Source organism: Actinomadura nitritigenes (assembly GCF_017573545.1).
Classification (GTDB): Bacteria; Actinomycetota; Actinomycetes; order Streptosporangiales; family Streptosporangiaceae; genus Spirillospora; species Spirillospora nitritigenes.
On record NZ_JAGEOK010000002.1, the window covers coordinates 18,814 to 45,542 of the forward strand.

Sequence of the window (26,729 nt, forward strand, 5' to 3'; positions counted from 1 at the left end):
CCGGCGGGATCCCCGGCGGCGCCTGACGCGCGGCGGGTCCGGCGTCCGCCGCCGTGGCGCGGCGGGTCAGCGGCCGGCGCGGGCGATCGCGGCGCCGGCCCAGCCGGCCGCCCGCAGGGCCACGTCCCGGCGGTCGAACCCGTGGGTCACGACCGAGGCGACCGTCCGGCCGACCCGGAACACCACGGTGATCGTCGGCGGGGTGTCGCGGTCGTCCGCGGCGGCGGACGACTCGTCGCCGATGCGCGCGCCGGCGAAGTAGTCCGAGGTGATGGCGGGGCTGAAATGGCGCCGGTTGTACGCATCGGACGCGACGGACGCGTCGGTGTAGGTGGTCAGGTCGAGTGCGAGGGGCGCGGTGTCGAACGAGCCCGCGTCGGGCGACGCGCTGCTGGGCCACGTCCACGCGCAGGCCTCGTTCGGGCTGGCACCGCTCTCGGTCGGGGTCGGCTCCGGATCGAGGGAGGCGTCCGTCCCGCGCGCCCCGAGGCCCAGCGAGGACAGCTGCGACGCCGTCAGCAGCGAGCACGGCGCGGCGACGGGTTCGACCGCCTTCCTGCCGTCGCCGCCGGCGGCGACCGTGCCGGCGCCCCAGGCGACGAGGCCGCCGATGACCAGGACGGTGGCGATGGCGATGCCCGGCAGCCACTTCGGCGTCGGCTGCGCGGCCGACGGGTCCCGCGGGCTCGCGTGGTCGGGGTCGCGCAGCCACCCGGGAACCGCGCCGGCCTGGCGGACGCCCGCGTCCGCGGTGTCTTGGGCCCCGGCCGGAGCGGTCGCGGTCGCCGCGACGGTCGCGGTCTTCTCGGCGGGAACGGTCATCCCGGCGGGAGCAGTGCGCTCGCCGGGAGGCCGCGGAAGGCCCTCCACCTTCGTGGCCGCGTCCGACGAAGCGGGCGCGGAGACGGGCGCGGACGCGATGGCGGTGAGGCGGGCGGCGGCCGACAGGGCGTCCGGGCGGTCGTCCGGCGAGCGGGAGAGCAGCTCCGTGATCAGCGGTCCGAGGGGGCCGGAGCGCTGCTGCGGGGCGGGCGTTCCGGCCAGCACCGCCGCGTCGACCACCGCCGGAGCGGACCCCTCGAACGCGCGGCGTCCCTCCACGGCCGCGTACAGCACCGCGCCGAGCGACCACAAGTCGGACGCGGGGCCGGCGGGCTCCCCGGCGAGCCGCTCCGGCGCCATGAACCCGGGCGTGCCGATCAGCAGGCCCGACCGGGTGTAGCGGGCGTCGCCCTCGATCACCGCGATGCCGAAGTCGGTCAGGACCACCTCGCCGTCGTCGGCGAGCAGCACGTTGGCGGGCTTGAGGTCCCGGTGGACGATGCCGTGCGCGTGGACGGCGGCGAGCGCGCCCGCGAGCGCGGCGCCGACCCGGGCGGCCTCGGCGACCCCCAGCGGGCCGGACGCGCGCAGCCGCGCGTCCAGGGACGGCGCATGGACCAGCTCCATGACGATCCACGGATGCCCGTCCTCGATCACGACGTCGTGGATCGTGACGACGGCGGGGTGCCGGACCTGCGCGGCGGCCCGCGCCTCGCGCAGCGACCGGCCGCGCGCCGCCGCCAGCTCCGCCTCGTCGAGCCCGTGCGGGAGCAGGATCTCCTTGACCGCGACGTCGCGTCCGAGCAGGTCGTCGCGGGCCCGCCACACGGTCCCCATGCCGCCCCGGCCGAGCCGCTCCACGAACCGGTACCGCTCGTTCAGCGTGCGCGCATCCTTCTCCGGCATGGGCAGGACGATATCGGCCCGCATGGGGCATCGCGGAGGTAGATCGCGGAAGCGGCGGATGCACGGCGCATCACATTCCGGCTGACATGGTCCACGATTTTGCGGCGAAATGCGACCTTTAAATGGTCCTCAGCGCAATAGCAGAAATCTCTGTGTAACAGCTGATCGATCCGTGCGAATCACTAATGATTGAAATGCCCTTTGAAAGGGGTGTGTTCATGCACAAGAGGCGGTTTGTACCGCTGATCGGCGGTGCGCTGGTCAGCCTCGGTCTCGTCGTGTCCCCGGCCTACGGAAGCGCGGGGTTCGACGTCCAGGCCAACAACCCCCAGGTGGCGGGGCAGCCGGATTCGAACAAGACGGCGGTGTTCCCCACCAACAAGTCCAACGAGCCGTCGATCGCCGCCGACCCGGCCGCCCCCGCCCACTTGATCGCGGGGGCCAACGACGAGCAGGAGCAGCCCGCGTGCGGCGCGGCCGTCCGCAACAGCACGCCGGGCGACTGCTCGTTCTTCCCCGGGGTCGGCACTAACGGCGTCTACACCTCCGACGACGGGGGGACGACGTGGGTCAACCGCGGCCTGATCGACGACCAGGCGTCCTGGAAGTCGAGCGCGCTGCTCTCCGACGGCGACCCGGTGCTGTTCTACGGCCCGCGCCCCGACAAGAAGGGCACCCGGGCCTACTACGTGAGCCTGGCCTCCTACAAGCCGGGGAAGAGCCCCTACCCGCCGAACAAGGCGCCCGAGCTGATCGTCCTCAGCCACTCCGACGACCATGGCCGGACGTGGTCGGCGCCCACCGTCGCCGCCACCAAGGCCAACCCGAACAACTTCAACGACAAGCCGTCCGCGTGGGCGGACCTGTCGCCGTCCAGCCCGTACTACGGGCAGATCTACGTGGCGTGGACGCAGTTCCGGTCGGCTGACCCGGCCGGGCCGAGCGCGCCGGTCATGGTCGCCCGCTCCACCGACTACGGCGCCGGCTTCGGTGCGCCCGCCCAGCTCTCGCCCGCCTACAACAACGGCGGCATCGGCGGACGGCAGGGGTCGGCGGTGCGAACCGGCCCGGACGGCACCGTGTACGTCGCCTGGGAAGAGGCCTCCTCCCAGGTCGTGGCCGTCTCCACCGACGGCGGCGCGACCTACGGGAAGCCGGTCGTGGCGGGCTCCGTCGCCGACATCGCCGACCCGATCCCCGGCGCGAACTTCCGCACCGACAGCTTCGCCTCGCTCGCGGCCGACCCGCGCGCCGGGAAGACCACCGTCCACCTGGCGTGGGTGAACCGGACGTCCGGCGGAGGCCGGGTCGTGGTCGCCACCTCCACCGACCGCGGCCGCACCTGGTCGGCGCCGGTGCAGGTCAGCGGCGCGGCCCAGGGGTACGCCTTCTTCCAGGGACTCGACGTCGCCCCGGACGGCCGCGTCGACGTCGGTTTCCAGGGCCTCACGGCCAAGGACCCGTCCACCTACGGCACGGGCAACGCCGCGATCGACTCCTGGTACGTCGGCCGTTCGGCGACGGGAACCTGGTCGGCGCCCCGCAAGGTGAGCACGGCCTCCTCCGACCCGGCGGTCAGCGCCCAGAACAACCTGCAGCGGCAGTTCTGGGGCGACTACAACACCGTGGTCTCCACCGCGGACAAGGCGTACTTCATCTACACCGACGGCCGCAACGGCGCCGGGTGCCCGGCCGTGGACGCCTACCAGAAGGCGCTCAACGCCGCCGGGATCCCCGTGGCCCCGGACGACCCGGCCGAGGGCACCGACGCGCCCGGTGACGCGGGCACGATCACCGAGCCGGTCGTCCCCGCGGAGTGCCCCGCGCAGTTCGGCAACACCGACAGCTACGTCAGCGTCGTCACGCCCTGATCCGGGCGGGCCGGTCCCGTCCCGGGGCCGGCCGTGACGTCGAACCGCGACCGCCAGGCGGTGGTCCGGGCGCCCGCCCGGACCACCGCCTGCACGGCGCCTGAACGCGCCGCGGGCCCGCGCTAGACGCCGAGGCCGCGGCCGATGATCTCTTTCATGATCTCCGTCGTGCCGCCGAAGATCGTCTGGATGCGGACGTCCTGGTACGCCTTCGCGATCGGGTACTCCATCATGTAGCCGTAGCCGCCGTGCAGCTGGAGGCAGCGGTCCACGACCCGCTTCAGCAGCTCGGTGTTCCAGTACTTGAGCATCGCGGCCTCGTCGACGCTCAGCTCGCCCTTGCTCTCCTTGACGATGCACTCGTCGGTGAAGGAGCGGCTGACGGTCAGCTCCGTCTTCATCTCGGCGAGCGTGAACCGGTTGTGCTGGAACTTGCCGATCGGGCGGCCGAACGCCTCGCGGGTCTTGCAGTACTCCAGGGTCTGCTCGAACGCCGACTCGGCGGCGGCCATCGCGGTGGCGCCGATGGACAGCCGCTCGCGGGCCAGGTTCGTCATCAGGTAGATGAAGCCCATGCCCTCCTCGCCGAGGAGGTTTTCCTTGGGGACGCGGACGTTGTCGAAGAACAGCTCGGCGGTGTCCTGCGCGTGCATGCCGACCTTCTCGAGGTTGCGGCCGCGCTCGAAGCCCTCCATGCCGCGCTCGACGACGAGGAGGCTGACGCCCTTCGCCCCGGCGGACGGGTCGGTCTTCGCCACGACGATCACCAGGTCGGACAGGATGCCGTTGGAGATGAACGTCTTGGAGCCGTTCAGGACGTAGTGGTCGCCGTCCTTGATCGCGGTGCTCTTGATGCCCTGCAGGTCGGAGCCGGCGGCGGGCTCGGTCATCGCGATGCCGGTGATGATCTCGCCGGAGCAGTAGCCGGGGAACCAGCGCGCCTTCTGCTCGTCGTTGCACAGCTGGCGCAGGTAGCCGCCGTTGATGTCGTTGTGCACCGAGAACCCGGGGCCGTGCACGCCCGCCTTCGCGAACTCCTCGTTGAGGATCACGTAGTAGCGGTAGTCGGAATTGCCGCCGCCGCCGAACTCCTCCGGCATGTCGATGCCGAGCAGCCCCTGCCGGCCCGCGGCCAGCCACACGTCGCGGGAGACGACGCCGTCCTTCTCCCACTGCTCGTGGTACGGCGCGATCTCCTTCTCGATGAAGGCGCGGACCATGTCGCGGAACGCCTCGTGCTCCGCGGTGAAGATCTCCCGTGCCATCAGGCGGTCTCCCTCGGTAAGTGTGTGCTGATACAGGATTAATGTAACACTGGCACTGTCACGTCAAAGGAGCGGCTATGGATCTCACCGTGGACGAGCTGGCCGCGCGCGCGGGGGTCACCGTCCGCACCGTGCGCTTCTACGCCGGACGCGGCCTGCTGCCACCGCCCCGGCTGCGCGGCCGGACGGGCCTCTACGGCCCCGACCACCTCGCGCGGCTCGAACTCGTCCGGGAACTCCAGTCGCTCGGCCTGACCCTCGCCGCGATCGAGAAGCACCTGCGGAAGATCCCCCTGGACGCGCCCGCCGAGGACCTCGCGCTGCAGCGCGCGCTGCTGTCGCCGTGGGCGCCGGAACGTCCCGAGGACGTCGGCCGGCACGAGCTGGACCGGCGCGCCGGACGCCATCTCGACGACGACACCCTCAAGCGCCTCGAAGCGCTCGGCGTCATCGAGCACGTCGGGCCGGACAGCGTCCGCGTCATCATGCCCGCGCTCCTCGGCACCAGCGCCGAACTCGCCGCGCTCCCGATGCCGCTGGACACCCTGATCGCCTCGCACGAGGCCGTCGAACGGCACACCACCGCCCTGGCGGCCGAGCTCCAGCAGGTCTTCCAGGACACCGTCGTCCGCTCCTACCGGGAGAGCGGCCGCTCCCCCGAGGAGCGCGACCGGCTGATGGAGCTGGCCGGCAAGCTCAAACCGCTGATGATCCAGTCGCTCGTCTCGTCGTTCCAGCTCGCCGTCGACAAGGCCATCCGCACCTCCACCGACCGTTGACCGTGCGGGCGGGTCAGGAGTCCTTCCACTCCTGGCCCTCGTACTGGACGAGGCGGGGGTGGACGAGGGTGTTGACGCCGACGTCGCGGGAGCGGCGGTCCTTGGGGAAGACGGACGCGGCCTGCAGGACGGACGCGTCGAGGAAGCGCAGCGGCGGCGCGTCCGGGGACAGTGCGAGCGCGGGCGGCCTCCCGGCCGGCGAGGCGAGCGTGAAGCCCCAGTCGCCGAAGCTCGGCACGTCCACGTGGTACGGGGTGGTGGCGAGCCCGGCGGCGGCGATCGACTTCTCGATGCTCCAGAACGACTTCGGCGCGAAGTACGGCGACCCGGACTGCACGACCATCCGGCCGCCGGGCGCGAGGACCCGCTTGACCAGGCCGTAGAACTCGACGGAGTACAGCTTCGCGGTGGGGACGTCGTCGGGGTCGGGCATGTCCACGATCACGGCGTCGTACCGGCGGGTCTGGCCGCGCAGCCAGGTGAACGCGTCGGCGTTGACGGCGCGGGCGCGCGGGTCCTCGAAGGAGCGCCGGTTGAGCGCGACCAGCGGCCCGTAGGTGCGGGCGAGGTGCAGCATCTCCGGGTCGAGCTCGACCAGGGTCGCGGTGCGGACGTCGCGGTAGCGCAGCACCTCGCGCAGCGCCAGCCCGTCACCGCCGCCGAGGATCAGGACGTTCCCGTGCGGCCCGGACATCAGCGGGTGGACGAGCGACTCGTGGTACCGGTACTCGTCCGCCGAGGAGAACTGCAGGTCCCCGTTCAGGAACAGGCGCAGGTCGGTGGTGCCCGCGAGGGTGATCTTCCGGGTGATCACGATCTCCTGGTACGGGGTGTCCTTCGCCAGCGCGATGGGGTCCTCGAACAGCGCCTGCCGCGCGGTCACCTCGATCCGGTCGGACAGCGCGTACGTCGTGCCGAGGACGGCGAGCACCGCCACCATGCCGAGGCCGATCCCGACCCGGGCGACGCGTCCGAGCCGGCGGCGGAACAGCCACAGCACCACCGCGACGCCGGCGACCGCGTTCACCGCGCCGACCAGCAGCGCGCCCTTGATGTGCCCGAACGTCGGGAGCAGGACGAACGGGAACGCGAGCCCGCCGATCAGCGCGCCCACGTAGTCGGCGGCGAACAGGTCGGCGACGGCGCTGCCCGCGTCCTGCTTGCGGATCCGCTGCAGCAGCGTCATCAGCAGCGGGATCTCCGCGCCGATCAGCGCGCCCACCGCGAACGACACCGCCACCAGCGCCGGGACGTAGATGTCGAGCCAGGAGAACGCGGCGTACAGCGCGAGCACCGACAGGCCGCCGACCAGCGCGAGCGCGCCCTCGACGACGGCGAACGCGGCGGCGGCGTGCTTCTGCAGCGGCTTGGCCAGCAGCGACCCGATGCCCATCGCGAAGACCATGACGGACAGCACGATCGACGCCTGGGTGACGGAGTCGCCGACCAGGTAGCTCCCGAGCGCGACGAGCGCCAGCTCGTACACCAGGCCGCAGGCCGCGCAGGTGAACACGGCCGCGAGGATCAGGGCGCGCGCCACCCGCGCCGGTGCGCCGAGCCGGCCCACCGCGGCGCCGCCCTCGGAGCCCGAGCCCGAGCCCGAGCCGGGCTCGGCGGCGGGCTCGGCGGCGGGCGCGTCCGGCGTCCGTGCCGCGGGCGCGTCCGGGGCCCCGGCGGCGGGCGCTTCGGGGGCACCGGCGGCCGGGGCGTCCGGGGCGGCGGCCGGCGGCGGGGCCGTCCGGTCGAGGTCGCGGGAGGTCAGGAGACCGCCCCGGCCACGATCGCGGCGACGGCGATGTCGGCGGCGGCGACCACCCAGCCCGCCGGGTGGATCGCGTCGCCGTTGACGAGCGTCGCGCCCAGCTTGCCCGGCGTGATCATGTCGAGGAAGTAGAACGCCACCACCATCAGCACGATGCCGATCGCGCCGTACACGGCGGTGTCGACCAGGCCGTTGCTCAGGTCGTTGTCGCTGGTGACGATCGCGGTGGTGACGATCGCGCCGATGCCGAGGAGCTTCTCGCCGAGCAGCAGGGCGGCGCCCTTGTTCCCCTCGGTCCAGATCTGGTGGCCGAGGCGGCCGGGCGTCGTCACCTCCACCACCAGGTAGCCGATCGCCATCAGCGCGATGCCGACCGCGCCGTAGGCGAAGGTCGCGCCGATGTCATGAGCCATGTCGTTCATCCGTTGCTCCTCATTTGCCCGACCCTGGACCGCCGCCGCGGAAGGACGCGATGCCGTGCTTGTTCCAGCCGCCGCTGCCGGGCGCGCTCCAGCGGTGACCGACATGGGAGTAGTAGCGGTTGTAGCCGCCGGACGGCTTGTCGACGGTGATGTGGCTGCCGCTCCCGTACGGCGTCACCCCGACGACCAGCTTCGGGTAGCGCAGGAACACCCCGCCGCCGCTGCCGTACGTCGCGAGGTCGTCGACGCGGTCGATCGCCTTGAACTTGCGGTTGATCGCCGACGCGACCGTCCGCGGGGGCTGCGACGACTGGAACGTGTTGTATCCGATCTTGTGGTACTTCTTCGCGAGCCACGACGACTGCGAGTCGCCGCAGCCGCCGAGCGTCACGGCCAGCAGGACGGCGGCGGCCCCGCCGGCCGCGGCCCGGTGCGTGCTGTTCATGTAGGTCTCACCAACCGGCTCCGCGTCATCACGATCTCCCGGGTCTGGGGGTAGGCATGCCAGGTCCGCCAGCCGATCCCGGCCCGCTGTTCGGGGTTCTCCGCGCCCGTGCCGCCGCCGGCCGCGCCGTCCGGACGCGCCCCGTCGGCCGGGTCCGCGCCGTCTACGGCGAGGGCGGTGACGGCGTACCGCGAACCGGGGAAGGCGCCGGTCAGGGCGTCGCCGCGGTCGGCGAGCCGCGCGCAGATCGCGTCGACGGCCCGGCCGAACGCCGCGTCGTCGGCGTGCACGGCCGTCGTCGCGGTGAACGCGTAGGACCAGCCGGGCAGCGTCGTCGCGGCGCTGCCCGGCAGCGGCTCGGCGCCGTCCCCCGGCAGGCACGCCACGGTCTCGCTGAGCGGCCCGGCGATCACCTGGTGGGACGCGCCGAGCAGGCGCAGCTGGACGGTCAGCCCGCCGCGCTCCACCGGCAGGACGGCGAGCGCGTCCAGCGGCGGCAGGCCGAGCGCGAACGACAGCCCGTCGGCGCGCGCGTCCTGGTAGGGGGTGTCGAGGACGGTCAGCATTCAGCCGCTGCCCGGGTAGATGGTCATGGTGCCGGCGGGCACCCGCTCGCCGAGCCCGGCCTCCCACTGACCGCCGCCGTACTGCTCGAACGACAGGTACCGGCCGCCCGGTCCCTCGTAGTCGACGTACTCGACGCGGCCCCGGACGCCGACCCCGGTCGTCCCCTCGCTGGTGTAGTCGGCGGTGCCGTGCTCGTCGCGGCGGTACTCGACGCCCTCGACGGTGACGGTCCGGTCGCCGGGGCGCAGGTCGCCGATCTCGTACTCGGTCCAGAAGACGACCTCGAGGTCCGGGTCCTCCTCCACCGACAGCCACACCTTCTGGCCCTCGATGGTGTCGGCGTCCAGGAGGTGCTCCGACCAGGTGAAGCCGCCCTCGCGCAGCCGCAGCGAGCCGCGCACGAAGTAGCGGGTGCCGAGGTACTCGACCATGTCGCCGGCCTTCAGCGTGCGCGGGTCGCCGGCGACGCTCTGCTCGGGCGCGAACGGGTCGTGGGGCACCGCGGGCGCGGGCGGCGGAGACGGCCGGCGCCGGGTCAGCACCACGACGAGCACGACCACCGCGCCCACCACCGCCACCGCGGCAACGATCAGCGCTATCGCGAGCACCAGCGCGGTACCACCCACGGACATCCCCTCCATCGACGCACCCGGAAAAGCGGGCGGAGACCTGCGGATCCTACCGATTGTCGCGGTCCACGCCCATACCGCGATCAGACGCAAAGGAGAAAGATCCGGTTTCATGTGGAAAACCCGGATCCGCGAAGGCGGATCCGGGCTCCGGGCGTACGTGGTCTCCGGGCTCGCGGAGGCGGGGTCAGAGGCGGGCGACGGCCGCGGCGACGCGCTCGTCCGTGGCGGTGAACGCGATGCGGACGTGCCGGGCGCCGGCCGTCCCGTAGAACTCGCCGGGCCCGACGAGGATGCCGAGCGACGCCAGATGCGCGACGGTCTCCCAGCACGGCTCGTCCCGCGTCGCCCACAGGTACAGCGACGCCTCGGAATGGTCGATGCGGAACCCGTGCCCCTCGAACGCGGCGCGCAGGCCGGCGCGGCGCCGCGCGTACCGGGCGCGCTGCTCGTCGGCGTGCACGTCGTCGTCGAACGCCGCGACCATCGCCGCCTGCACCGGCGCCGGGACGATCATCCCCGCGTGCTTGCGGACCTCCAGCAGCCGCTTGACGATCGCGGCGTCGCCGGTGACGAACCCGGCGCGGTAGCCCGCCATGTTCGACCGCTTGGACAGCGAGTTCACGGCGAGCAGCCCCTCGTGGGAGCCGCCGCAGACGTCCGGGTGCAGGATCGAGACGGGCGGGCGCTCCTCGTCCCAGCCGAACTCCAGGTAGCACTCGTCGCTGACGACGATCGCGCCCCGGCCGCGCGCCCACGCGACGACCTTGCGCAGGTGCTCGGCGGGCAGCACCTTCCCGGTCGGGTTGGACGGCGAGTTCACCCACACGATCTTCGGCCGGACGGGGCCGAGCTTCAGCAGGCCGTCGGTCGCGACGGGCTCCGCGCCGGCCAGCCGGGCGCCCACGTCATAGGTCGGGTACGCCAGCTCCGGGAAGACGACCTTGTCGCCGGGGCCGGCGCCGAGCAGCGTCGGCAGCCACGCCACCAGCTCCTTGGTGCCGATGACGGGCAGCACCGCGGCCGGGTCGGCGCCGGTCACGCCCGCGCGGCGCCGCAGCCAGCCCGCGACCGACTCGCGCAGCTCGGGCGTGCCGTAGGTGGCGGGGTAGCCGGGCGCGTCGGACGCCTCGGCGAGCGCCTTGCGGACGGCGTCGGGCGTCGGGTCCACGGGCGTGCCGACGGACAGGTCGACGATGCCGTCCGGATGCTCGGCCGCGCGCTTCTTGTACGGCTCCAGCCGATCCCACGGAAAGTCCGGCAGCGTGAACAAGACCCAGCCCTCCTCGAAGGGACGCGCGGGCGCCCCGGATCAGCAGGGCCGTGGCCTTCCGCGGAATGCGCGGTAGACCACGGCCCGGACGCGTTGAACCGCGATGGCCGTCCGGCCGGGACGCTCCCGAAAGGTCGCGACCCGCCGCACCGGCCGGTTTCCGCCCCTTGTCAGTCGTCCTGGCTCTGCGGGGGCAGCGCCGCGACGATCGGGTGGTCCTTGTCGATCTTGCCCACCTTGGAGGCGCCGCCGGGCGAGCCCAGGTCGTCGAAGAACTCCACGTTCACCTTGTAGAAGTCCTTCCACTGGTCGGGGACGTCGTCCTCGTAGTAGATGGCCTCAACCGGGCAAACCGGCTCGCACGCACCGCAGTCGACGCACTCGTCCGGGTGGATGTAGAGCTGACGCTTCCCTTCGTAGATGCAGTCGACCGGGCACTCCTCGATGCATGCCTTGTCGAGCAGGTCCACGCAGGGCTGCGCAATGACGTAGGTCACGTCAGTGACTCCTCTCGGGTTTCCGGCCCCGCCGCACGTCACGGCTCACCGCAAGCTCGCTGTGAATAGTATGGCCACCACCGCGCAGTCGATTCGACATGGGGGTCCTCACATGTCTGGCCGCTTTGCCGCGCGCCTGGTGGTGTCCATCAGTAGCGCGGACGTGGGTCAGCGGGTCTCGCTGCGCCGTCGTCTGCCAACGGGAGAGTACAGCGACGTGGTGGGCGTACTCGAATCCTGGTCCAACAAGACGCTTCAGGTGCGCCGCCGCAACGGCGAGCTGGTCGAGGTGCCCGAGGAGATCGTGGTCGCGGGCAAGGTCGTCCCGCCCATGCCCCCGCCGAAGCGCCGCGGAGTCTGACGGCGTCCGCGCGGAGGCCGCGCCACCTGGCCGGGGGCGTCCCTCAGGAGCGTCAGTCGTGCTCGGCCTGCTGCGGCCGGGAGCCGGACTTGGACGGCGCGGGGCCGGCGGGCGAGCCGGTCGGCGGCGGGCTCGCAGTGACGGGAGCCGGGGACGCGGTCTTGGGCGGCAGCAGCTCGGAGTAGGTCTGCCCGGGCCTCAGCTGCCGGTTCTGGAACAGCTCCGACACCGTGACGAACGTGAAGCTGCGCTTCTTCAGCCCCGCGATGACCGCCGGGATCGCCTTCACGCTGGGCTTGTGGATGTCGTGGAACAGGATGATGCCGCCGGCCTGCGGCTCCTTGATCCCGACCCGGGTGTCGCGGGCGGTGTTCAGGTAGCGCCAGTCCTCGGTGTCGACGCTCCACAGGATCAGCGGCATCCCGATGGTCTGCCCGACCCGCTTGTTGGTCGCGCCGTACGGGGGGCGCATGATGGTCGGCTTGATCCCGCCGGACGCCTTGGTGATCGCGTCCTGGGTGCGCTGGATCTGCGTCTTGACGGCGGCCGGCGACATCGCGGTGAGCTGCGGATGGTTCCAGCTGTGGTCGCCGATCTCGTGCCCCTCCATCACCTCGCGCCGCACGGCGGCCGGGAAGCCGGCGACGTTCTGCCCGATGAGGAAGAACGTGGCGCGCACGCCCTCCTTCTTCAGCACGTCGAGCAGCCCGTTCGTGTACGGGCCCGGGCCGTCGTCGAACGTCAGCGCGACGCACTTGGTCCGGTCGCAGTCGATCTTCCGCTGGGCCGGCGGCTGCTGCGGGCGCGGCGCCGTCCGCGCCTTCTTGCCCGCCGCGACCTGGTGGCCGGCCGTCCGCGCCTGCCTCTTCTCCGCGTGCCCGCATCCCGAGACGAGCAGGAGACCGACCGCGATGATGGCGAATTTCCTGATCCGCACCACGCACCCCCGTAACGTGTTGCCTCGGGCCGCTTCTTACCCTGCGCCTCACTCGCAACACACGTCACCAAGGTCCGGATTATCAAGATCGTCCTTGGGGCGCGACGGGGGGACGCAGCCCCATGATGCAGCCGGTACCGGCCCCCGGCGCCACCCTGGGTGAGGGAAGTGTCGCCCTTCGGTTCCCTCACCGGCACTCCCCGGCGGCCGTGAACTCCCGGCGTCCCTGCGGGTGATGACGGGTGACCGTGCGGCGCCCCCGCACGGACCCACCGCAGAGGACGGAGCCGTATGACCGTCAGCCCACGCGCGCCGGCACCGCCGGACCGCACCACGCCATCGCCGGAGGACGACGCGCGCCTCATCGAACGGTCCGGGCGGCACCCCGAGGCCTTCGCGCGCCTGTACGACCGGCACGCGCCCTCCATCCACCGGTACGTCGCGCGCAGGCTCGGCGACCAGGCCGCCGACGACGTCGTGGCCGAGACGTTCCTGGCCGCGTTCCGCCGCCGCGACCGCTACGACCCGGCGCGCCCGGACGCGCGGCCGTGGCTGTACGGGATCGCGGCGAACCTCGTCGGCAAGCACCGCCGGGCGGAGACGCGGATGCTGCGGGCGCTGGCCCGCACCGGCGCCGACCCGGTGACCGACGCCATGGACCGGGTGGACGCGCGGGTGAGCGCCGCGGCCGCCTCCCGGCCGCTCGCCGGCGCGCTGGCCGATCTGCCGCAGGGCGACCGGGACGTGCTGCTGCTCGTCGCGTGGGCGGACCTGTCCTACGAGCAGGTCGCCGAGGCGCTGTCGATCCCCGTCGGGACGGTGCGGTCCCGGCTGCACCGGGCGCGGCGGAAGGTGCGGGCGGCCCTCGGAGGGACCGATCCGACGGACGTCCAGGAAGGGACGGGCGAATGAACGACCTCGAAGAACTGGGCGCGTTCCGCGCGCAGGTGCCCGAGCCGGGCCGCGACCGGCTGGCGCCGGGACGGGAGCGGCTGGTGCGGGCGGCCGGGGGCCGGTCCCGGCCCCGGGTGCCGATGTGGCGGGCGGGGCTGGCCGCCGGGATCGCGGTGTCCGGGGCGGCCGCCGCCGTGGCGGTCGTCGCGGACCGCCATGACCCGGCACCGCCGATCACCGCGCGCCCGGTGAGCGCGACGCAGGTGCTGGAGCGCGCCGCGAGGACCGTCGCCGGGCGGCCCGACCACCGCCCGGCGCCCGGCCAGTGGGTCTACACGAGGACCTACCAGGCCGGGCAGAAGGACGCCCCGTCCTTCATGCGGCACATGGAGAGCTGGGTGCGGTTCGACGGCCGCAAGTCCGCTCAGTACGACGGGCCCCCGGGCAAGAGGCCCCGCCTCGAGGTCACGAACGTGGGGCGGGACGGCGACAGCGAGGAGCGGTCGCCCGCGCAGTGGTACGACTACCTGCGCGCCCTGCCGGACGACGCGTCGGCGCTGCTGGCGGGGATCGATCGGCGCGGGAAGTCCTACAACGCCGAGAACCACGGGCGGCTCTACAGCACCGAGGACGGCCGCGACCAGTGGGTGTTCGGCCGGCTCGCGGACTTCCTCGGCCAGGGGCCGTCCACGCCGCAGTCGCGGCGCGCGACCATCTTCCGGGCGCTGGCCCGGATCCCGAGGGTCCAGGTGAAGGAGGGCACGAAGGACGCGCTCGGTCGTCCCGGCATCACGGTCTCCCGCACGGGCCCCGACGGGCTGCGCGAGGAGTTCGTGCTGGCGAGGGGCACCTATGACTACCTCGGCCGCAGGTTCGTCGTGGTCGAGGAGCAGCGGCTGCCGAGGTCCCGCGCCGGGGGCGGCGGCCCCGCGGTCATCCCCGCCGGGACCGTCACCGGGGAGCAGGCGGTCGAGCGGACCGCGGTCGTCGACCGTCCCGGGCAGCGGCCCTGACGCCTGACCGCGCCGCTCTCGCTCACTCACGAGGGCGGCGCGGCTCGGCGTCCCGCACTCGGCCGCGGACGGGCGGACGGCGCTAGCGGGTGGGCCAGTCGGGGATGTTCTCCGGCAGGTCCTTGCTGACGCGCATGGGGAACGCGGCGGGGCGCTTCTCCAGGAACGACGTGACGCCCTCGATGGCGTCGGCGCCCCCGCCCAGCTCGGCCATCAGGCGGGAGTCGGCGGCGTGCGCGTCCCACGGGGACGGCGCCGACAGGCCCGACCACATGAGGCGCCGGATCGTCGCGACGGACACCGCCGAGGTGTTGCCGGCGATCTCGCGGGCGAGCGCGTACGCGGCCGGGAGCAGCTCGTCCGGCGCGTACACGCGGGACACGAGGCGGCCGTCCAGGGCCTCCCGCGCGTCGAAGACGCGGCCGGTCGCGGCCCACTCCATCGCCTGCGCGATGCCGACCAGGCGCGGCAGGAACCAGCTCGACGCGGCCTCGGTGACGATGCCGCGCCGCGCGAACACGAACCCGAACTTGGCCTTCTCGCTGGCCAGCCGGACGTCCATCGGCAGCGTCATCGTGACGCCGACGCCGACCGCGGCGCCGTTGAACGCGCCGATGACCGGCTTGAGGCAGCGGGCGATGCGCAGCGCGACCGTGCCGCCGCCGTCGCGCGGGGTGCCGTCCTCCAGCACGTCGTCCTCGCCGGCGAACATGTCCTTCGACTTCTCCTTGTCGAAGGTGTCGCCGCCGCCGCTGAGGTCGGCGCCCGCGCAGAACGCCCGGCCCGCGCCCGTCACCACCACGGCGCGGACGTCGTCGTCGGCGTCGATGCGGTCGAAGACGTCGAGCATCTCGTTGCGCATCGTGAAGGTGTAGGCGTTCATCTTGTCGGGGCGGTTCAGGGTGACCGTGGCGATCCCGTCCTGAACCTCGTACTCGATCTCGGCGTAGGCCACGTGCGTCCCCTTCTCGCGCCGGCGGGTTTCCGAACGCGATTCTAGGAAGTCCGGCGGGGGCGCGTCAGACCCGGGCCGCCGGGAACATCCGCAGGACCACGTCGCGGCGCCACTCGTCCAGGCCGCCCTCGTGACCGGCGGGCGGCAGCAGCACGAGCGCGCCGTCCTCCTCCCGCCGCAGCCGGACCGTCACGTCCGGCGCGAGCACCAGCTCCGCCGGACGGCCGCCGGCGGCGGCGAACACGCGCGCCGCCTCGCCGAGGACGCGGGCCCAGCCCTGGCCGAGGTAGGGCGGCAGGCCGTCCGCGCGCAGTTCCGGCAGCCCGCGCCCGCCGAGCCCGGCGGTGCGCAGGGCGAGGCCGTCCGGCCGCTCGGCGCCGACGATCCGCACGACATCGGGCTTCTCCATGGCCCGGGACGATACGCGACGGGCCGCCGTGACGCAGGTCACCCGGGGGGCCTGAGCGGGGGGAACCGTGCACCCGCCGATCGCATGTCCGATAAATTACGACAGTGAATTGGGCCGTGACGTACGACTCCGCCTTCGGGTACGTCTCCGCGCACGGCGCGCCCCTGGTCGACCTGCTCGACCCGCAGCCCGGGGAACGGATCATCGATCTCGGCTGCGGCACCGGCGCGTTCAGCGCGGAGATCGCCGCCCGGGGGGCCGAGGTGCTGGGCATCGACGGGAACCCGGACATGGTCGCCCAGGCCGGCGCGCTGAACCCGGGCATCTCCTTCATGCTGGGCGACGCCCACACCTTCACCATCACCGACGCCTGCGACGCCGTCGCCTCCAACGCCGCGCTGCACTGGATGACCCGCGACCCCGACGCGGTGATCGCGCAGGTGCACGCGGCGCTGCGGCCCGGCGGCCGGTTCGTCGGCGAGCTCGGCGGCGAGGGCAACTGCGCCGAGCTGGTCGCCGCCATGCAGACCGCCTGGCGTGTCTTCGGCCTCGGCGAGCCCGAGCTGCCCTGGTACTTCCCGAGCCCGGCCGAGTACGCGACGAAGCTGGAGGAGGCCGGCTTCTCGCTGCGGCTGCTGGAGCACGCCGAGCGGCCGAGCCAGATGACCGAGGGGCCGAACGGCGCCGCCGACTGGGTCCGCGCCTACGCCGCCGTGGCCCTCGCCGACGTCCCGCCGGAGCTGGTCGAGCCGCTCCTCAGCCGGGTGAACGACCTCGCCGCGCCGGCGCTGCGCCGCGAGTCGGGCTGGGTCGCCGACTACGTGCGGCTGCGGTTCGCGGCCGTCCGCAAGCCGGACGCCCCGCCGATGCCCGAGCCCCCGCCCGTCCCGCCGAACCCGTCGGCCGCCTCCGCTGCCGAGCCCGCACCGCCCGCTCCCGGCCCCGCTCCCGGCCCCGCACCGGGTACTGCGCCGGGTCCTGTGCCGGGTCCTGCGCCGGGTCCGGGTCCGGTGCCGGGGGCGGCGCCCGCCCCCGCGGGGGCCCCGGACGGGTCCGCCCGCTGACGGGCGACCCGGCCGACCGGGGGCCGGAAGGCGGGCGGTTCGCACGGGTTGCTTAGGGTTGGGGGCATGCGCCTCTACGACCATCGCACCGGGCAGGCCGAAGAGGTCCCGCCGGGGCGGGTCCTGCGCGTCCAGGTCCTCGAAGGGGCCGGCCACCGCGCCCTCGTGGTCGCCGACCTGCTGCGGCGGGTCGCCGAACGCGCCGGGCGCGGGGTCCCGGTGGCGTGCTCGCCGGACCTGTCCGTCCACGACCGCGACTGGACGGACTACAACATCGCGCCGTTCGAGCTCCTCAGCTGGGACGCGCCGCCGCCGGAGGCCGACCTCTACATCGCCTCCTCGACGAACGTCGACGTCGCCGGGCACTGGGTGCTCGTCCCGCACGAGACCGGCGACTGGTACTCGGTCATGGCCAACGCGAGCATGGACCCCCTCGCGGCGCGGCTGGCGATGCTGGAGGCGCCGTACCGCGACCCGCTCGCACTGACGACGTCCCGGTTCATGACCGCCGTCGCGCGGCTGGACGCGTGGCGGAGCCTCGTCGCCGGGTGGGCGCGCAGCCCGGGACGCCCGATGGACCGCGACTACGCCCGCAAGGCGGAGCGCGCGCTCGGCAACGACCTGGACAGCCCTGCCGCGCTGGCCGTCCTCGACGAGATCGCCGCGGACCCGGCCGTCCCGCCGGGCGCGAAGCTGGAGACGTTCATCCACCTCGACCTGACGCTGGCCTTGGGCCTGGTCTCCGCCATCGGCGCCGTCTAGCCACCGCCGTGCGCCCGCACCGCCACCGGTACGGCCCTCAGTCGTGCACCTCCAGGAGCGTGCCGTCGGCGAGGAGGTAGGCGATCGAGCGTTCGAACACGTACGCCGTCCCGCCGCCGGGCTGCTCGAACCACGGCACCGCGGTCCCGGTGAGAGCCTGCAAGGGTCGCAGTAGCCGGTACACGTGGTACTCCCGTTCCTGCCAGTCGGCGGGCAGCGAGCGCTGGGCGAACGGTGTGCGCGCGGCGTAGGCGGTGTTCCCGCCGTGGCCTCCGTAGCGGTCCACCTCGGTTCCTGCGGGAAGCTCGGTGATCTGACGGTCGCGCAGGAGAGAGAGCGGCGGCTCCCCCTTCAGCGGCTGGATCTTCGGGATCTCGATGGTCTGCTGCTGCGGCACCACCATGAGCAGGCTGCCGAGAAGGTACGCGGCGGCCTGCTCCCCGTCGTCGAAGGCGGCCTGCCGGGTCCGTTCACCGTTGTCGAGGTGGAAGACCGTCCAGCCCGCCCTCTCCTGGACGAGGCACCACGCCCCCTCCTCCTCGCCGCGGAGCCGGTAGCGCGCGCGGTCGACCTGGAGGGCGTCCAGGCGGTTCTGCAGGAGGGCGAGCCACTGCTCCGGCTCCGGTTCCGTCCGGATGCCGCGCGGCGCGGTGCGTCCCATCGCGGCGGCGCTCGCCGCGTCCATCGCGTCGTCGCCGACGGCCGGGACCGCGAACCGGCGCGCGCGGATGTGCGCGACCAGGTCCGGCTCCGGCGGGACGCCGTGCTCGCGCAGGTAGTAGCCGACCGCCCCCGACCACACCCACGCGCCGTCGGTGTGGAAGGTGAGCGGGACGCGCTCGCCGCGCGACGGGTCGAGCAGGTCGGGGGCGCTCGACCGGGCCGCCATCACGGTCGGCGCGTCCTCCAGATACCGGACGACCCGCTCGACGTCCTCCGGCGGCACGGGCGGGCGCGACACCTCGGGCGGGCCGCCGTCCCTCCCGGCCCGGTCGAACACGCGGGCCTTCCGCACCGGGCTCTCGAACCGCGTCGGCCGCGGAGGCGCGACCGGGGCGGGGCCCAGGCGCCGCGTCATCCACTCGGGCACGTCCCGGCGCGGGAGCCGCTCCAGCTCGCGCCGGACGTCGTCCGCGGACGGCTCGGAAGCCCAGCGGGGCTCCTCGTCATAAGTGAAGCTCGCGCGGCACCGGACGTCGCCGTCCGCGTACACGACCTCCACGTCGATCCGGGACCATGTGGAGCCCTGGAAGGCGTGCGTCCCGGCGCGCAGCCGGTCGAGCAGCCCGGCCGCGGCGGCTGGCGGCGCCCACGACGCGGTCGTCCCGTCCGCCTTCCGCACCGTCATCGGCGGGAACTCCACATGCCCGCCGACCGCCTGGTAATGGCCGGAGATCCGCTCCCAGAACGGCGGCGCGTGGTCGGCGACCAGCACCGTGAACGGGCCCGCCAGCAGTTCCGTCTGCTCGACCGGGTCCAGCGGCGCCGGGACGGGCCGCCCGGCGGGCTCGGCCGGCTCCCGGCCCTCCAGCCGGTCGCGCAGCCAGCCCGGGACGTTCGCGCCGTCGCGCGGCATCACGATCTGGTCGCGCCGCCACGCCTCCACGGGCGCGGGCGGGTCCCACCCCGGGTCGAACGCGTCGTTGTAGAAGAACAGCGCCGCGGCGGGCTCGACGATCGCCAGCATCGAGAACCAGGTGCCCTGCTCCGACAGGTAGTGGGCACGCCGCAGCTCCATCAGCAGGGCCGACAGCTCGTCCGGGACGACCTCGGCGGGCACCACCGCGTTCTCGCCGGTCAGCATCGTCAACGTCACGTCGCTCGCCACCACGGTCGCCGCGCACCGCAGGTCGATGCGGCGCCAGCGCGGCGGCGCGGTCTGCCGCGCGAACCGGACGATCCGCTCCTCGATCTCCGCGATCCGCTCGCTCTGCCCCGTCACCCGCGCGTCCCCTCATGTGATCCCTATGGAACCTGAGCGGCAGGTTAACCGCACGGATCGGTCCATTGCGGCGGGACCCGGCGTCACGGACGCTCGGGGGCATGGCCGTCGAGGCGCCCGGAGCGCCCTGGGACGTGGACTAACGTCCTATGTCGTGTCCACCGATGCCCCCGAATCCGCGGTCCCCGCGCCGCCCGGCCGGCCGGCCGCCGCGCGGCGCCGCCGCCGCGCCCGCGTCCTGATGGCGACGATCACCGCGGTCGCCGTGCTGCTGTGCGCGGCGGTCGGCGGCGTCGGCTGGTACTTCGCGGGCGTCGCCACCGAGGTCGACCACACCGCCGAGTACCCGTTCACCATCGAGGACGTCTCCGCCGGCACCGTCACGCTCCCCCGCGAGCCCGAGACGGAGCGGCCCGGCACGTGGGCGCTCGTCTGGGAGCACGGCGGCCGCGCCCTGCTCGGCCCCGTCGTCGGCGGCGGCGGCGAGGACCACGTCGTCCGGAAGCTGGTGTCGATCTCCCACGGGACGCCCGTCAAGGGCGCCGCCGCCGGCATCGACCACTGGGTGTACTCCGGCGACCCGCGATCGGCGCTCGGGCTCGACTTCAAGGACGTCACCTATCCGGCCGAACTCGGCGCCATGCCCGCGTGGCTGCTGCCCGGGTCGTCCCCCAAGAACACCTGGGTCATCGCCGTGCACGGGCGCAACGCCGACAAGGCCGAGACGTTCCGCGCCATGCGGACCGTCCAGGACCTCGGCCTGCCCATGCTGTCGATCGCGTACCGCAACGACGTCGGCGCGCCGAAGTCCCGCGACCACAAGAACCACCTGGGCGACACCGAATGGAAGGACGTCGCGTCCGCCGTCTCGTACGCGCGCGCGAACGGCGCCACCGGCGTCGTCCTGTACGGATGGTCGATGGGCGGCGCGATGGTGATGACGGCGCTGCGGCACGACCCGTCGTTCGTCCGCGGCGTCGTCCTCGACTCCCCCGTCATGGACTGGAACGCCACCCTCGACAAGCAGGGCGACGCCCGCCACCTGCCGGCGTTCGTCACCAGCGTCGCCAAGACCGTCCTCGAACGGCGCATCGGCATCGACCTGAAGGACTACGACCAGCGCCGCTACGCCCCCAAGCTGCGCACGCCGACACTGCTGTACACCACCGCCGACGACGCCACCGTCGCCAACGGCCCCGCGTTCACCTTCGCCCGGACGGCGCCGCCCGGCATGGTCACCCACATCGCGACGCAGGGCGACCACACCGAGGCGTGGAACGTCGACCCGTCCGCCTACGAGACCGCCCTGCGCCTCTTCCTCACGAAAGTCCGCTGACCACCAGCAGCGTCTTCCCCGTGGTCGCGCGGGACTGGATCGCGGCGTGCGCGTCCGCCGCGTTGACCAGCGGGAACCGCTGCCCGATCACCGGGCGGAGCCGTCCGGCCGCCGCCTCCCGCAACGCGCTCCGCGCCGCGTCCCGGACCTCCCCCGGCGACGGCTTCCGCTGGACGAGGGCGACCTGCCGCGCCCGCGCCTCCTCCTCCGGGACGGCGGCCCACTCGCCGCTCGCCAGCCCGAAGCTGACCATCCGCCCGCCCGCGCGGAGCAGCGTGAACGCCTCCCGTCCCACGTCCCCGCCGACGCCGTCGAACACCACGTCCACCGGGGCCGTCCCCGCGCTCCAGCCCGGCTTCCGGTAGTCGACCGCCTCGTCCGCACCGAGCCGCAGCGCCGTCGCCGTCTTGTGCGGTCCGCCGGCCGCCGCGACCACCACCGCGCCCTCCGCCTTCGCGAGCTGGACGAGCAGCGTCCCGACCCCGCCCGCCGCCGCCTCCACCAGCACCCGCTCCCCCTGCGCCGGACGCGCCGCCCGCATCATCAGCGTCGCCGTCCGCCCGTCGGCCAGCAGCGCGACCGCCTCGTCCAGCGGCAGCCCGTCCGGCACCTCGAACAGGCCCTTCGCCTCCGCCACCGCCAGCTCCGCGTACCCGCCGCTGCCGTTCAGGCTGCTCACGACCCGCCGCCCGACCAGCCCCGGATCGGCCCCCGGCCCCACCGCCGCCACCGTCCCGCCGACGCCGTTGCCCGGGATCATCGGGAGCCGCGGCGCGACCGGCTGCGGCCCGTTCCCCGCCCGCATCTGCGTCTCCACGAAGGTGACATTCGCGTACTCCACCGCGACGAGCACCTGCCCGTCGCCCGGCACCGGATCGGGCGCCTCCCCCGGCACCAGCACCTCCGGACCACCGAACTCCCTCAGCCACACCGCACGCACAGCGCCCCTCCGTTCACGGTTCGTCCCTCCAGCATGCAACCTCGACCAAGATCGAGGTCAACGGCCCGCAACGAATCCCTTTTCTCGTCACACCCGTCTCTGTAAGCTTTCGCGCGTATTCCGCCCCGTTGTCGGCTGCCGCTCAGGGATGACGATGCGCGCCCGGTTGGTCCGTTCCACCCCGCCACGGCTCCGGCGCGCCGCGATCCCGCTCGCCGCCGCCCCGCTCGCGCTCCTCACCGGCTGCGGCGCGTCCCACCCGTCGTCCGGCGCCCTCAGCCCCGAAGGCACCTTCGACACCGGCGGCGCCGCCCCCGCCGCCACCGCGCCCGCCCCGTCCGCCGTGCCGACCGCGCAGCTCTACAAGACGGTCATCGAGCGCTACCGCGCCTACCAGGCCGCCTACAAGCAGGCCTACGCCACCAACGACCCCAGCGGCCTCCCCGCCGTCGCCATGGACCCCCTCCTCGCCCAGCTCACCAAGGACATCGAGTCCACCAAGGCCAAGGGCGAGATCTGGCGGTTCGCCAACACGTTCAATCCCCGCGTCTACGCCCAGTCGAAGGACGGATCGAAGGTCTACGTCATGGACTGCGTCCGCACCCTCGCCGGCTACCGCTACTCGGCCAGGACGGGCAAGCGAACGGGCGAGGTGCCCAGCGGATCCTTCGTCTACCGGACGACCGTCCAGTACGACTCCGGCGCCTGGAAGGTCGCCGCCACTGTCCGGGACCGCACATGCTGACGGTCCGCAGGGAAGGACACGTGATGTCTCCCCACTCCCCCGCCCGCCGCCGCACGGCGATCGGTGCCCTCGCCGGAACGGCGCTCGTCATCCCCTTCCTCGCGGCCGCCCCTGCCCAAGCCGCCCCCTGCCACCTCAGCGGGAGCACCGGCAGTTGCAACGGGACCGTCCACCAGCCCGGCTCGCCGGGAGAGGGCGGCGGATCGGGCGGGAACTCCGGCGGAGGCAGCGGCCCGGTGGCGCCTCCGGCTCCGGTCGGCCTGAACCCGAACCAGGGGCAGGGCTTCGTCCAGGTCCCCGGGAACCAGGCGCCGCCACCGCCGGCGAAGCCGGCCACCGCCGACCTCGTGGCCCAGGCGCAGGCCGCCGCGGCGTTCCCCGTCCCCATCGTGCACACCGCGCCGAAGGGCAAGACCTTCGTGCGCCTTCGGACGTCCCTGTGGGTGGACGGCTTCCACGTCGTGAAGACCCAGCCGATCACCGTGGGCGCTCAGACGGTGCAGTTGACGGGTGAACCCGCCACGGTGACCTGGGACCTCGGGGAAGCCACGCGGACCTGCGACAACGCGGGCAGCGAGGACGGCAAGGCATGCAGCTACACCTACCAGCGGTCGTCCGCGGGACAGCCGGGCGGCGCGTATCAGATCACCGCCACCATCCGGTGGAACGTCACGTGGTCCTGCGAAGGCGCGGACTGCGACGAGGCCGGTGGCGACCTCGGGCAGCAGCCCATGCAGTCGGAGGCCACACCGCTCGTGGTCGGTGAGATCCAGACCACCACGGGCCAGTGACGGACGCATCACGCGGCTGGGCGGTGCCCGGCTACGTCGGGATCGAAGAGCTGGGGTCGGGAGCCCAGGGGACGGTCGTCCTCGCACGTCACCGGACGGGCGGTCCCGCGGTCGCGATCAAGTATCTCGCCCCGGACCTGCTCGGGAACGCCGCCGCCCTCGACACCTTCAGAGGCGAAGCGGAACTTCTCCGGCGGATCGTCGATCCTCATGTGGCGCGGCTGTTCTACTACGTCGAGTCGCCGCAGGGCGCCGCGATCGTCCTCGAAGCGGTTTCCGGACGGTCACTGCGCCGCGTGCTCGACGATCAGGCCGGGCCGCTGGAACCCGAAGCCGCACTGGCCCTGATGAAGGGGTCGCTGCTCGGACTGGCGGCGGCGCACGGGGTGGGCGTCGTCCACCGCGACTACAAGCCCGCGAACGTCCTCGTCCAGGACGACGGTCAGAGCAAGCTGATCGACTTCGGCATCGCGGTCCTGACCGGGCAGGGGGACCGCTCCGGAACGCCCGCTTACATGGCGCCCGAGCAGTGGGAGGGGCAGCCCGCCACTCCCGCGACGGACCTCTACGCGGTCACCTGCGTCCTCGTGGAGTGCGTCAGCGGTGAGAAGCCCTTCCAGGGCACGACCTTGGAGGAGCTCCGAGCCCAGCACACGGCCACGCCCGTTTCCCTGGATCGAGTACCCGGGCCTCTCCACTCCCTCGTCCAGCACGGTCTGGCCAAGAACCCCGCTGAGCGCACATGGAACGCGCATGAGTTCGTCGGCGAACTCGAGGCGCTCGCCGTGCGCGAGTACGGGCCCGACTGGGAGCGGCGAGGGCTCATCGCGCTCGGCGGCGTCGCGGCGACCGTGGGGGCGGCGATTCCGCTGACCGTTCTCGGCGGCGCGCTGCTCACTCATGGGGCGTCGTCCACCGGCGTGGGCGCGCTCGCCCAGGGGGCGACGAGCCATGCCGCGGCGGGATACATGCAAGCCGCGGTCTCCGCGGACACCGCGGCCAAGACCGGCGCCTCCACCGCCAAGGGCGTGCTCTCCAAGGTGGGTGGGGCGAAAGGCGCGACGGGCATCGCGGCCGTGGGAGCCGGTGCGGTCGCGGCCGCCTGGTTCCTCTGGCCGGGTCCGGGGGTCGGCGGGGAGAGCCACGGCGCCTTCCACGCGGCCTTCACCCGGCCCGGAGCCCTGCTCGGCCAGCCGAACATGCCCGCCGCCCAGACCCCCTACATGGACTTCAAGATCTCGGTCAGTCCCGCCCGGGCCAGGCCCGGCACGCGACTGCGGGTGGTCGCGCAGTTCCGGGCCCGCACGGTCGGTGCCGCGTACTACCTTCCCGACGGCAGCCGCCAATGCATGGGAGACAAGGCCAAGCCGCCGAAGACGAAGGTCTACAACTTCGCCATCGGCGAAGACACCGATCAGCTGGGCCTCAAAGCGAAGGCTTATCTCGGCTTCTACAAGTCGCCGCCGGCGAGATCCGCGCGGCTCCCGCAGAAGGCGGACGGAGTTTACCTGCCCGCCGACTACAAGCGGACGGGAGAATCACAGCCGTTCAGCCGGTCGGAGTGCGCTTACATGAGCCGGTGGACGGAGACGCGGACGGTCGTGCTGCCCGGCAAGGAGCTCCTGGAGCCCGGGAAGTACCTGGTCACGCCGTACGCACCCGTGAAGCTCACGAACCTGACCCAGGAGGGCAGGCCGGTCTCGCCGGAGGCGGCCGGGGCGTTCACGCAGGGGAGGTTGCCCGTCATCCAGGTCCTGGACGGGTGATCGCGGCGCAGGCGCTATCGTGGCGCGGACGTCCACAGTTAGGGTCCCGGTGTTGCTCTTCCCTGTTCTCGGCCGCCTGAGGTTCGGGCCGGTGCGCGCCGCGGTGGCGGGCAACCGGTTCTTCTCGGCGCTGCTGCTGGCGGGGATCGTGCTGCGGGTGTTCGTGGTGCTGGGGTTCCCGCCCGCGCTGTGGTTCAACGACAGTTTCGACTTCCTGCGGATCGCGGACGGCCCGTTCCCGCATCCGCTGCGGCCGTCCGGATACGGGTTGTTCCTGTGGGGGCTGAAGCCGTTCCACAGCCTGGCGCTGGTGACGGCGGTCCAGCATGCGGCGATCGTGGGGATCGCGGTCGTCGGCTATGCGGCGCTGGTCCGGAACTTCGGCGTCCGGCGGTGGGTCGCGGCGCTGGCGGTGGCGCCGCTGCTGCTGGACGCCTACCAGGCGGAACTGGAGCATCTGGTCCTGTCGGACACGGTGTTCACCGTGCTGATCCTGGGGGCGATGCTGCTGCTGGCGCGGCCGGGTTCGGCCGGGTGGCGGCGGGCCGGGCTGGTGGGGGCGCTGCTGGGGGTGGCGGCGGTCACGCGGACGGTGGGGGTGCCGCTGTTCCTGATCGCGCTGCTGTACCTGCTGCTGCGGCGGGCGCGGTGGACGTCGTTCGCGGCGCTGGCGGCGGCGTTCGTGCTGCCGCTGGGCGGGTACGCGGTGTGGTTCCACTCCGACTACGGCCGGTTCGGGATGACCGGGGTGGACGGGATCTTCCTGTGGGGGCGGACGTCGACGTTCGCGGACTGCGACAGGCACAGGCCGCCGCCGGACCTGGCGCATCTGTGCCCGTACGGGTCGCCGGAGGGGCGTCCCGCGGCGTCGCACCAGATCTGGGTGGAGAACTCGCCGACGGGCTGGACGAACGGGAAGCCGTTCGACGAGAGGACCAACGGGCAGGCGCAGGAATTCGCGCTGTGGGCGATCCGGACGCAGCCGCTCGATTATGTGAAGACCGTTTCCTACGACTTCTTCGTGCGGACGTTCTCGTGGAAGCGGCACCGTTATCCGACCGTCGGGACGGAGGCGCGGTATCACTTCCCGACGCGGCCGTGGGCGCAGGGGGGAGAGCCGCTGCCGTTGATCGGCGGCGGTGACCGGGTCTCGGTGGTCCGGGAGTACGAGCACGGGTCGGGGAGGACGCACATCGTCGATCCGTTCGCGGGCTGGCTGCGCGCGTACCAGAAGCAGGTTTTCGTGCGCGGGACGATGCTCGGTGCGGTGCTGCTGGCGGGCCTCGCGGGGCTGCTGCTGCGGCGGCGCGGGCGGCGGCGGGAGATCGCGCTGCTGTGGACGACGTCGGTGACGCTGCTGGCGATCCCGCCGGTCACGGTGGACTTCGACTACCGGTACATGCTGCCCGCGGTGCCGTTCGCGTGCTTCGCGGCGGCGCTGGCGTGGGGGCGCCGCAGGACGCCGGACGGGCCGGAGGCGGAGTCCGCCGAGCCTGCGGAGGCGGAGGCCCAGCCGGCCGGGGCGTGACGGCCGCGCGAAGATCGTCGCGGGTATTGCGCCCGGACCGGGCTGTAC

Annotated in this window: 26 protein-coding genes; 12 read left to right on the forward strand and 14 right to left on the reverse strand. The window is 73.2% G+C overall.

Annotated features, from left to right (window positions below; genetic code table 11):
* Positions 1-66: 66 nt before the first annotated feature.
* Positions 67-1,728: a serine/threonine-protein kinase gene (locus tag J4557_RS02410; RefSeq protein ID WP_208264669.1), complete on the reverse strand. Its 1,662-nt coding sequence runs from the start codon at positions 1,726-1,728 to the stop codon at positions 67-69.
* Between the two features lie 218 nt (positions 1,729-1,946).
* On the opposite strand from J4557_RS02410, the gene J4557_RS02415 reads away from it, so the two are divergent.
* On the forward strand, positions 1,947-3,599 hold the full coding sequence (locus J4557_RS02415) for a sialidase family protein (RefSeq protein WP_208264670.1): 1,653 nt from the start codon (positions 1,947-1,949) through the stop codon (positions 3,597-3,599).
* A gap of 122 nt (positions 3,600-3,721) precedes the next feature.
* Here the strand turns inward: J4557_RS02415 and J4557_RS02420 are convergent, their stop codons facing one another.
* Positions 3,722-4,864 carry an acyl-CoA dehydrogenase family protein gene (locus J4557_RS02420; protein WP_208264671.1) on the reverse strand — a complete coding sequence of 381 codons (1,143 nt, stop codon included), beginning with the start codon at positions 4,862-4,864 and terminating at the stop codon, positions 3,722-3,724.
* A 77-nt stretch (positions 4,865-4,941) separates the two neighbouring features.
* Here J4557_RS02420 and J4557_RS02425 point away from each other — a divergent pair, with 77 nt between their 5' ends.
* Positions 4,942-5,643 carry a MerR family transcriptional regulator gene (locus tag J4557_RS02425; RefSeq protein WP_208264672.1) on the forward strand — a complete coding sequence of 234 codons (702 nt, stop codon included), beginning with the start codon at positions 4,942-4,944 and terminating at the stop codon, positions 5,641-5,643.
* Between the two features lie 13 nt (positions 5,644-5,656).
* Here the strand turns inward: J4557_RS02425 and J4557_RS02430 are convergent, their stop codons facing one another.
* The 7 genes from J4557_RS02430 to fdxA all read right to left on the reverse strand — a co-directional run bounded on the left by J4557_RS02430 (position 5,657) and on the right by fdxA (position 11,238).
* The gene (locus tag J4557_RS02430) at positions 5,657-7,210 is read right to left on the reverse strand and encodes a polyamine aminopropyltransferase (RefSeq protein ID WP_307799314.1); all 1,554 of its coding nucleotides are present in this window, start codon (positions 7,208-7,210) and stop codon (positions 5,657-5,659) included.
* A 191-nt stretch (positions 7,211-7,401) separates the two neighbouring features.
* The gene (locus J4557_RS02435; RefSeq protein ID WP_208264673.1) at positions 7,402-7,827 is read right to left on the reverse strand and encodes a DUF350 domain-containing protein; all 426 of its coding nucleotides are present in this window, start codon (positions 7,825-7,827) and stop codon (positions 7,402-7,404) included.
* Between the two features lie 10 nt (positions 7,828-7,837).
* A complete protein-coding gene (locus tag J4557_RS02440; RefSeq protein ID WP_208264674.1) occupies positions 7,838-8,272 on the reverse strand; it encodes a DUF4247 domain-containing protein in 435 nt (144 codons plus the stop codon).
* The gene (locus tag J4557_RS02445; RefSeq protein ID WP_208264675.1) at positions 8,269-8,838 is read right to left on the reverse strand and encodes a DUF2617 family protein; all 570 of its coding nucleotides are present in this window, start codon (positions 8,836-8,838) and stop codon (positions 8,269-8,271) included. Before J4557_RS02445 ends, J4557_RS02440 begins: the two co-directional genes overlap by 4 nt.
* Positions 8,839-9,471 carry a DUF4178 domain-containing protein gene (locus tag J4557_RS02450; RefSeq protein WP_208264676.1) on the reverse strand — a complete coding sequence of 211 codons (633 nt, stop codon included), beginning with the start codon at positions 9,469-9,471 and terminating at the stop codon, positions 8,839-8,841.
* Positions 9,472-9,655: 184 nt separating this feature from the next.
* Positions 9,656-10,741: a succinyldiaminopimelate transaminase gene (gene dapC / locus J4557_RS02455; protein WP_208264677.1), complete on the reverse strand. Its 1,086-nt coding sequence runs from the start codon at positions 10,739-10,741 to the stop codon at positions 9,656-9,658.
* A gap of 170 nt (positions 10,742-10,911) precedes the next feature.
* The gene (gene fdxA, locus J4557_RS02460) at positions 10,912-11,238 is read right to left on the reverse strand and encodes a ferredoxin (RefSeq protein ID WP_190860953.1); all 327 of its coding nucleotides are present in this window, start codon (positions 11,236-11,238) and stop codon (positions 10,912-10,914) included.
* A 112-nt stretch (positions 11,239-11,350) separates the two neighbouring features.
* Here fdxA and J4557_RS52495 point away from each other — a divergent pair, with 112 nt between their 5' ends.
* Positions 11,351-11,599: a putative acetyltransferase gene (locus J4557_RS52495; protein WP_151545574.1), complete on the forward strand. Its 249-nt coding sequence runs from the start codon at positions 11,351-11,353 to the stop codon at positions 11,597-11,599.
* Between the two features lie 52 nt (positions 11,600-11,651).
* Here the strand turns inward: J4557_RS52495 and J4557_RS02470 are convergent, their stop codons facing one another.
* Positions 11,652-12,536: a polysaccharide deacetylase family protein gene (locus J4557_RS02470; protein WP_307799316.1), complete on the reverse strand. Its 885-nt coding sequence runs from the start codon at positions 12,534-12,536 to the stop codon at positions 11,652-11,654.
* Positions 12,537-12,827: 291 nt separating this feature from the next.
* Between J4557_RS02470 and J4557_RS02475 the strand changes: the two genes are divergently transcribed.
* Together J4557_RS02475 and J4557_RS02480 are read left to right on the forward strand one after the other, a co-directional pair.
* Positions 12,828-13,448, forward strand: a complete 621-nt coding sequence (locus tag J4557_RS02475) for an RNA polymerase sigma factor (RefSeq protein ID WP_208264678.1) — start codon at positions 12,828-12,830, stop codon at positions 13,446-13,448.
* The gene (locus tag J4557_RS02480; protein WP_208264679.1) at positions 13,445-14,443 is read left to right on the forward strand and encodes a CU044_5270 family protein; all 999 of its coding nucleotides are present in this window, start codon (positions 13,445-13,447) and stop codon (positions 14,441-14,443) included. The genes J4557_RS02475 and J4557_RS02480 overlap by 4 nt, the downstream gene beginning before the upstream one ends.
* Positions 14,444-14,525: 82 nt before the next feature.
* On the opposite strand, the gene J4557_RS02485 is transcribed toward J4557_RS02480, so the two are convergent.
* Positions 14,526-15,398: a crotonase/enoyl-CoA hydratase family protein gene (locus J4557_RS02485; protein WP_208264680.1), complete on the reverse strand. Its 873-nt coding sequence runs from the start codon at positions 15,396-15,398 to the stop codon at positions 14,526-14,528.
* A gap of 64 nt (positions 15,399-15,462) precedes the next feature.
* Positions 15,463-15,807, reverse strand: a complete 345-nt coding sequence (locus J4557_RS02490; protein WP_208264681.1) for a hypothetical protein — start codon at positions 15,805-15,807, stop codon at positions 15,463-15,465.
* Between the two features lie 116 nt (positions 15,808-15,923).
* On the opposite strand from J4557_RS02490, the gene J4557_RS02495 reads away from it, so the two are divergent.
* Positions 15,924-16,871 (forward strand): class I SAM-dependent methyltransferase, encoded by a 948-nt coding sequence (locus J4557_RS02495; protein WP_307799319.1) that lies wholly within the window; start codon positions 15,924-15,926, stop codon positions 16,869-16,871.
* Between the two features lie 66 nt (positions 16,872-16,937).
* Positions 16,938-17,633: a hypothetical protein gene (locus J4557_RS02500; RefSeq protein ID WP_208264683.1), complete on the forward strand. Its 696-nt coding sequence runs from the start codon at positions 16,938-16,940 to the stop codon at positions 17,631-17,633.
* A 37-nt stretch (positions 17,634-17,670) separates the two neighbouring features.
* Here J4557_RS02500 and J4557_RS02505 read toward each other — a convergent pair whose 3' ends face one another.
* Positions 17,671-19,575 (reverse strand): glycohydrolase toxin TNT-related protein, encoded by a 1,905-nt coding sequence (locus J4557_RS02505; protein WP_307799320.1) that lies wholly within the window; start codon positions 19,573-19,575, stop codon positions 17,671-17,673.
* A 154-nt stretch (positions 19,576-19,729) separates the two neighbouring features.
* Between J4557_RS02505 and J4557_RS51490 the strand changes: the two genes are divergently transcribed.
* Positions 19,730-20,911 (forward strand): alpha/beta hydrolase family protein, encoded by a 1,182-nt coding sequence (locus J4557_RS51490; RefSeq protein WP_208264684.1) that lies wholly within the window; start codon positions 19,730-19,732, stop codon positions 20,909-20,911.
* Here J4557_RS51490 and J4557_RS02515 read toward each other — a convergent pair.
* Positions 20,895-21,851, reverse strand: a complete 957-nt coding sequence (locus J4557_RS02515; protein WP_208264685.1) for a zinc-binding dehydrogenase — start codon at positions 21,849-21,851, stop codon at positions 20,895-20,897. The genes J4557_RS51490 and J4557_RS02515 overlap by 17 nt on opposite strands.
* A 154-nt stretch (positions 21,852-22,005) precedes the next feature.
* Here J4557_RS02515 and J4557_RS02520 point away from each other — a divergent pair, with 154 nt between their 5' ends.
* Genes J4557_RS02520 through J4557_RS02535 form a run of 4 tightly spaced genes read left to right on the forward strand, consistent with a single transcriptional unit; the run spans position 22,006 to position 26,681 of the window.
* Positions 22,006-22,596: a hypothetical protein gene (locus J4557_RS02520; RefSeq protein WP_208264686.1), complete on the forward strand. Its 591-nt coding sequence runs from the start codon at positions 22,006-22,008 to the stop codon at positions 22,594-22,596.
* Positions 22,597-22,619: 23 nt separating this feature from the next.
* Positions 22,620-23,387 carry a hypothetical protein gene (locus tag J4557_RS02525; RefSeq protein WP_208264687.1) on the forward strand — a complete coding sequence of 256 codons (768 nt, stop codon included), beginning with the start codon at positions 22,620-22,622 and terminating at the stop codon, positions 23,385-23,387.
* A complete protein-coding gene (locus J4557_RS02530; protein ID WP_208264688.1) occupies positions 23,384-25,153 on the forward strand; it encodes a serine/threonine-protein kinase in 1,770 nt (589 codons plus the stop codon). The genes J4557_RS02525 and J4557_RS02530 overlap by 4 nt, the downstream gene beginning before the upstream one ends.
* A 52-nt stretch (positions 25,154-25,205) precedes the next feature.
* Complete coding sequence (locus J4557_RS02535) at positions 25,206-26,681, forward strand: hypothetical protein (protein WP_208264689.1); 1,476 nt, start codon at positions 25,206-25,208, stop codon at positions 26,679-26,681.
* Positions 26,682-26,729 lie beyond the last annotated feature (48 nt).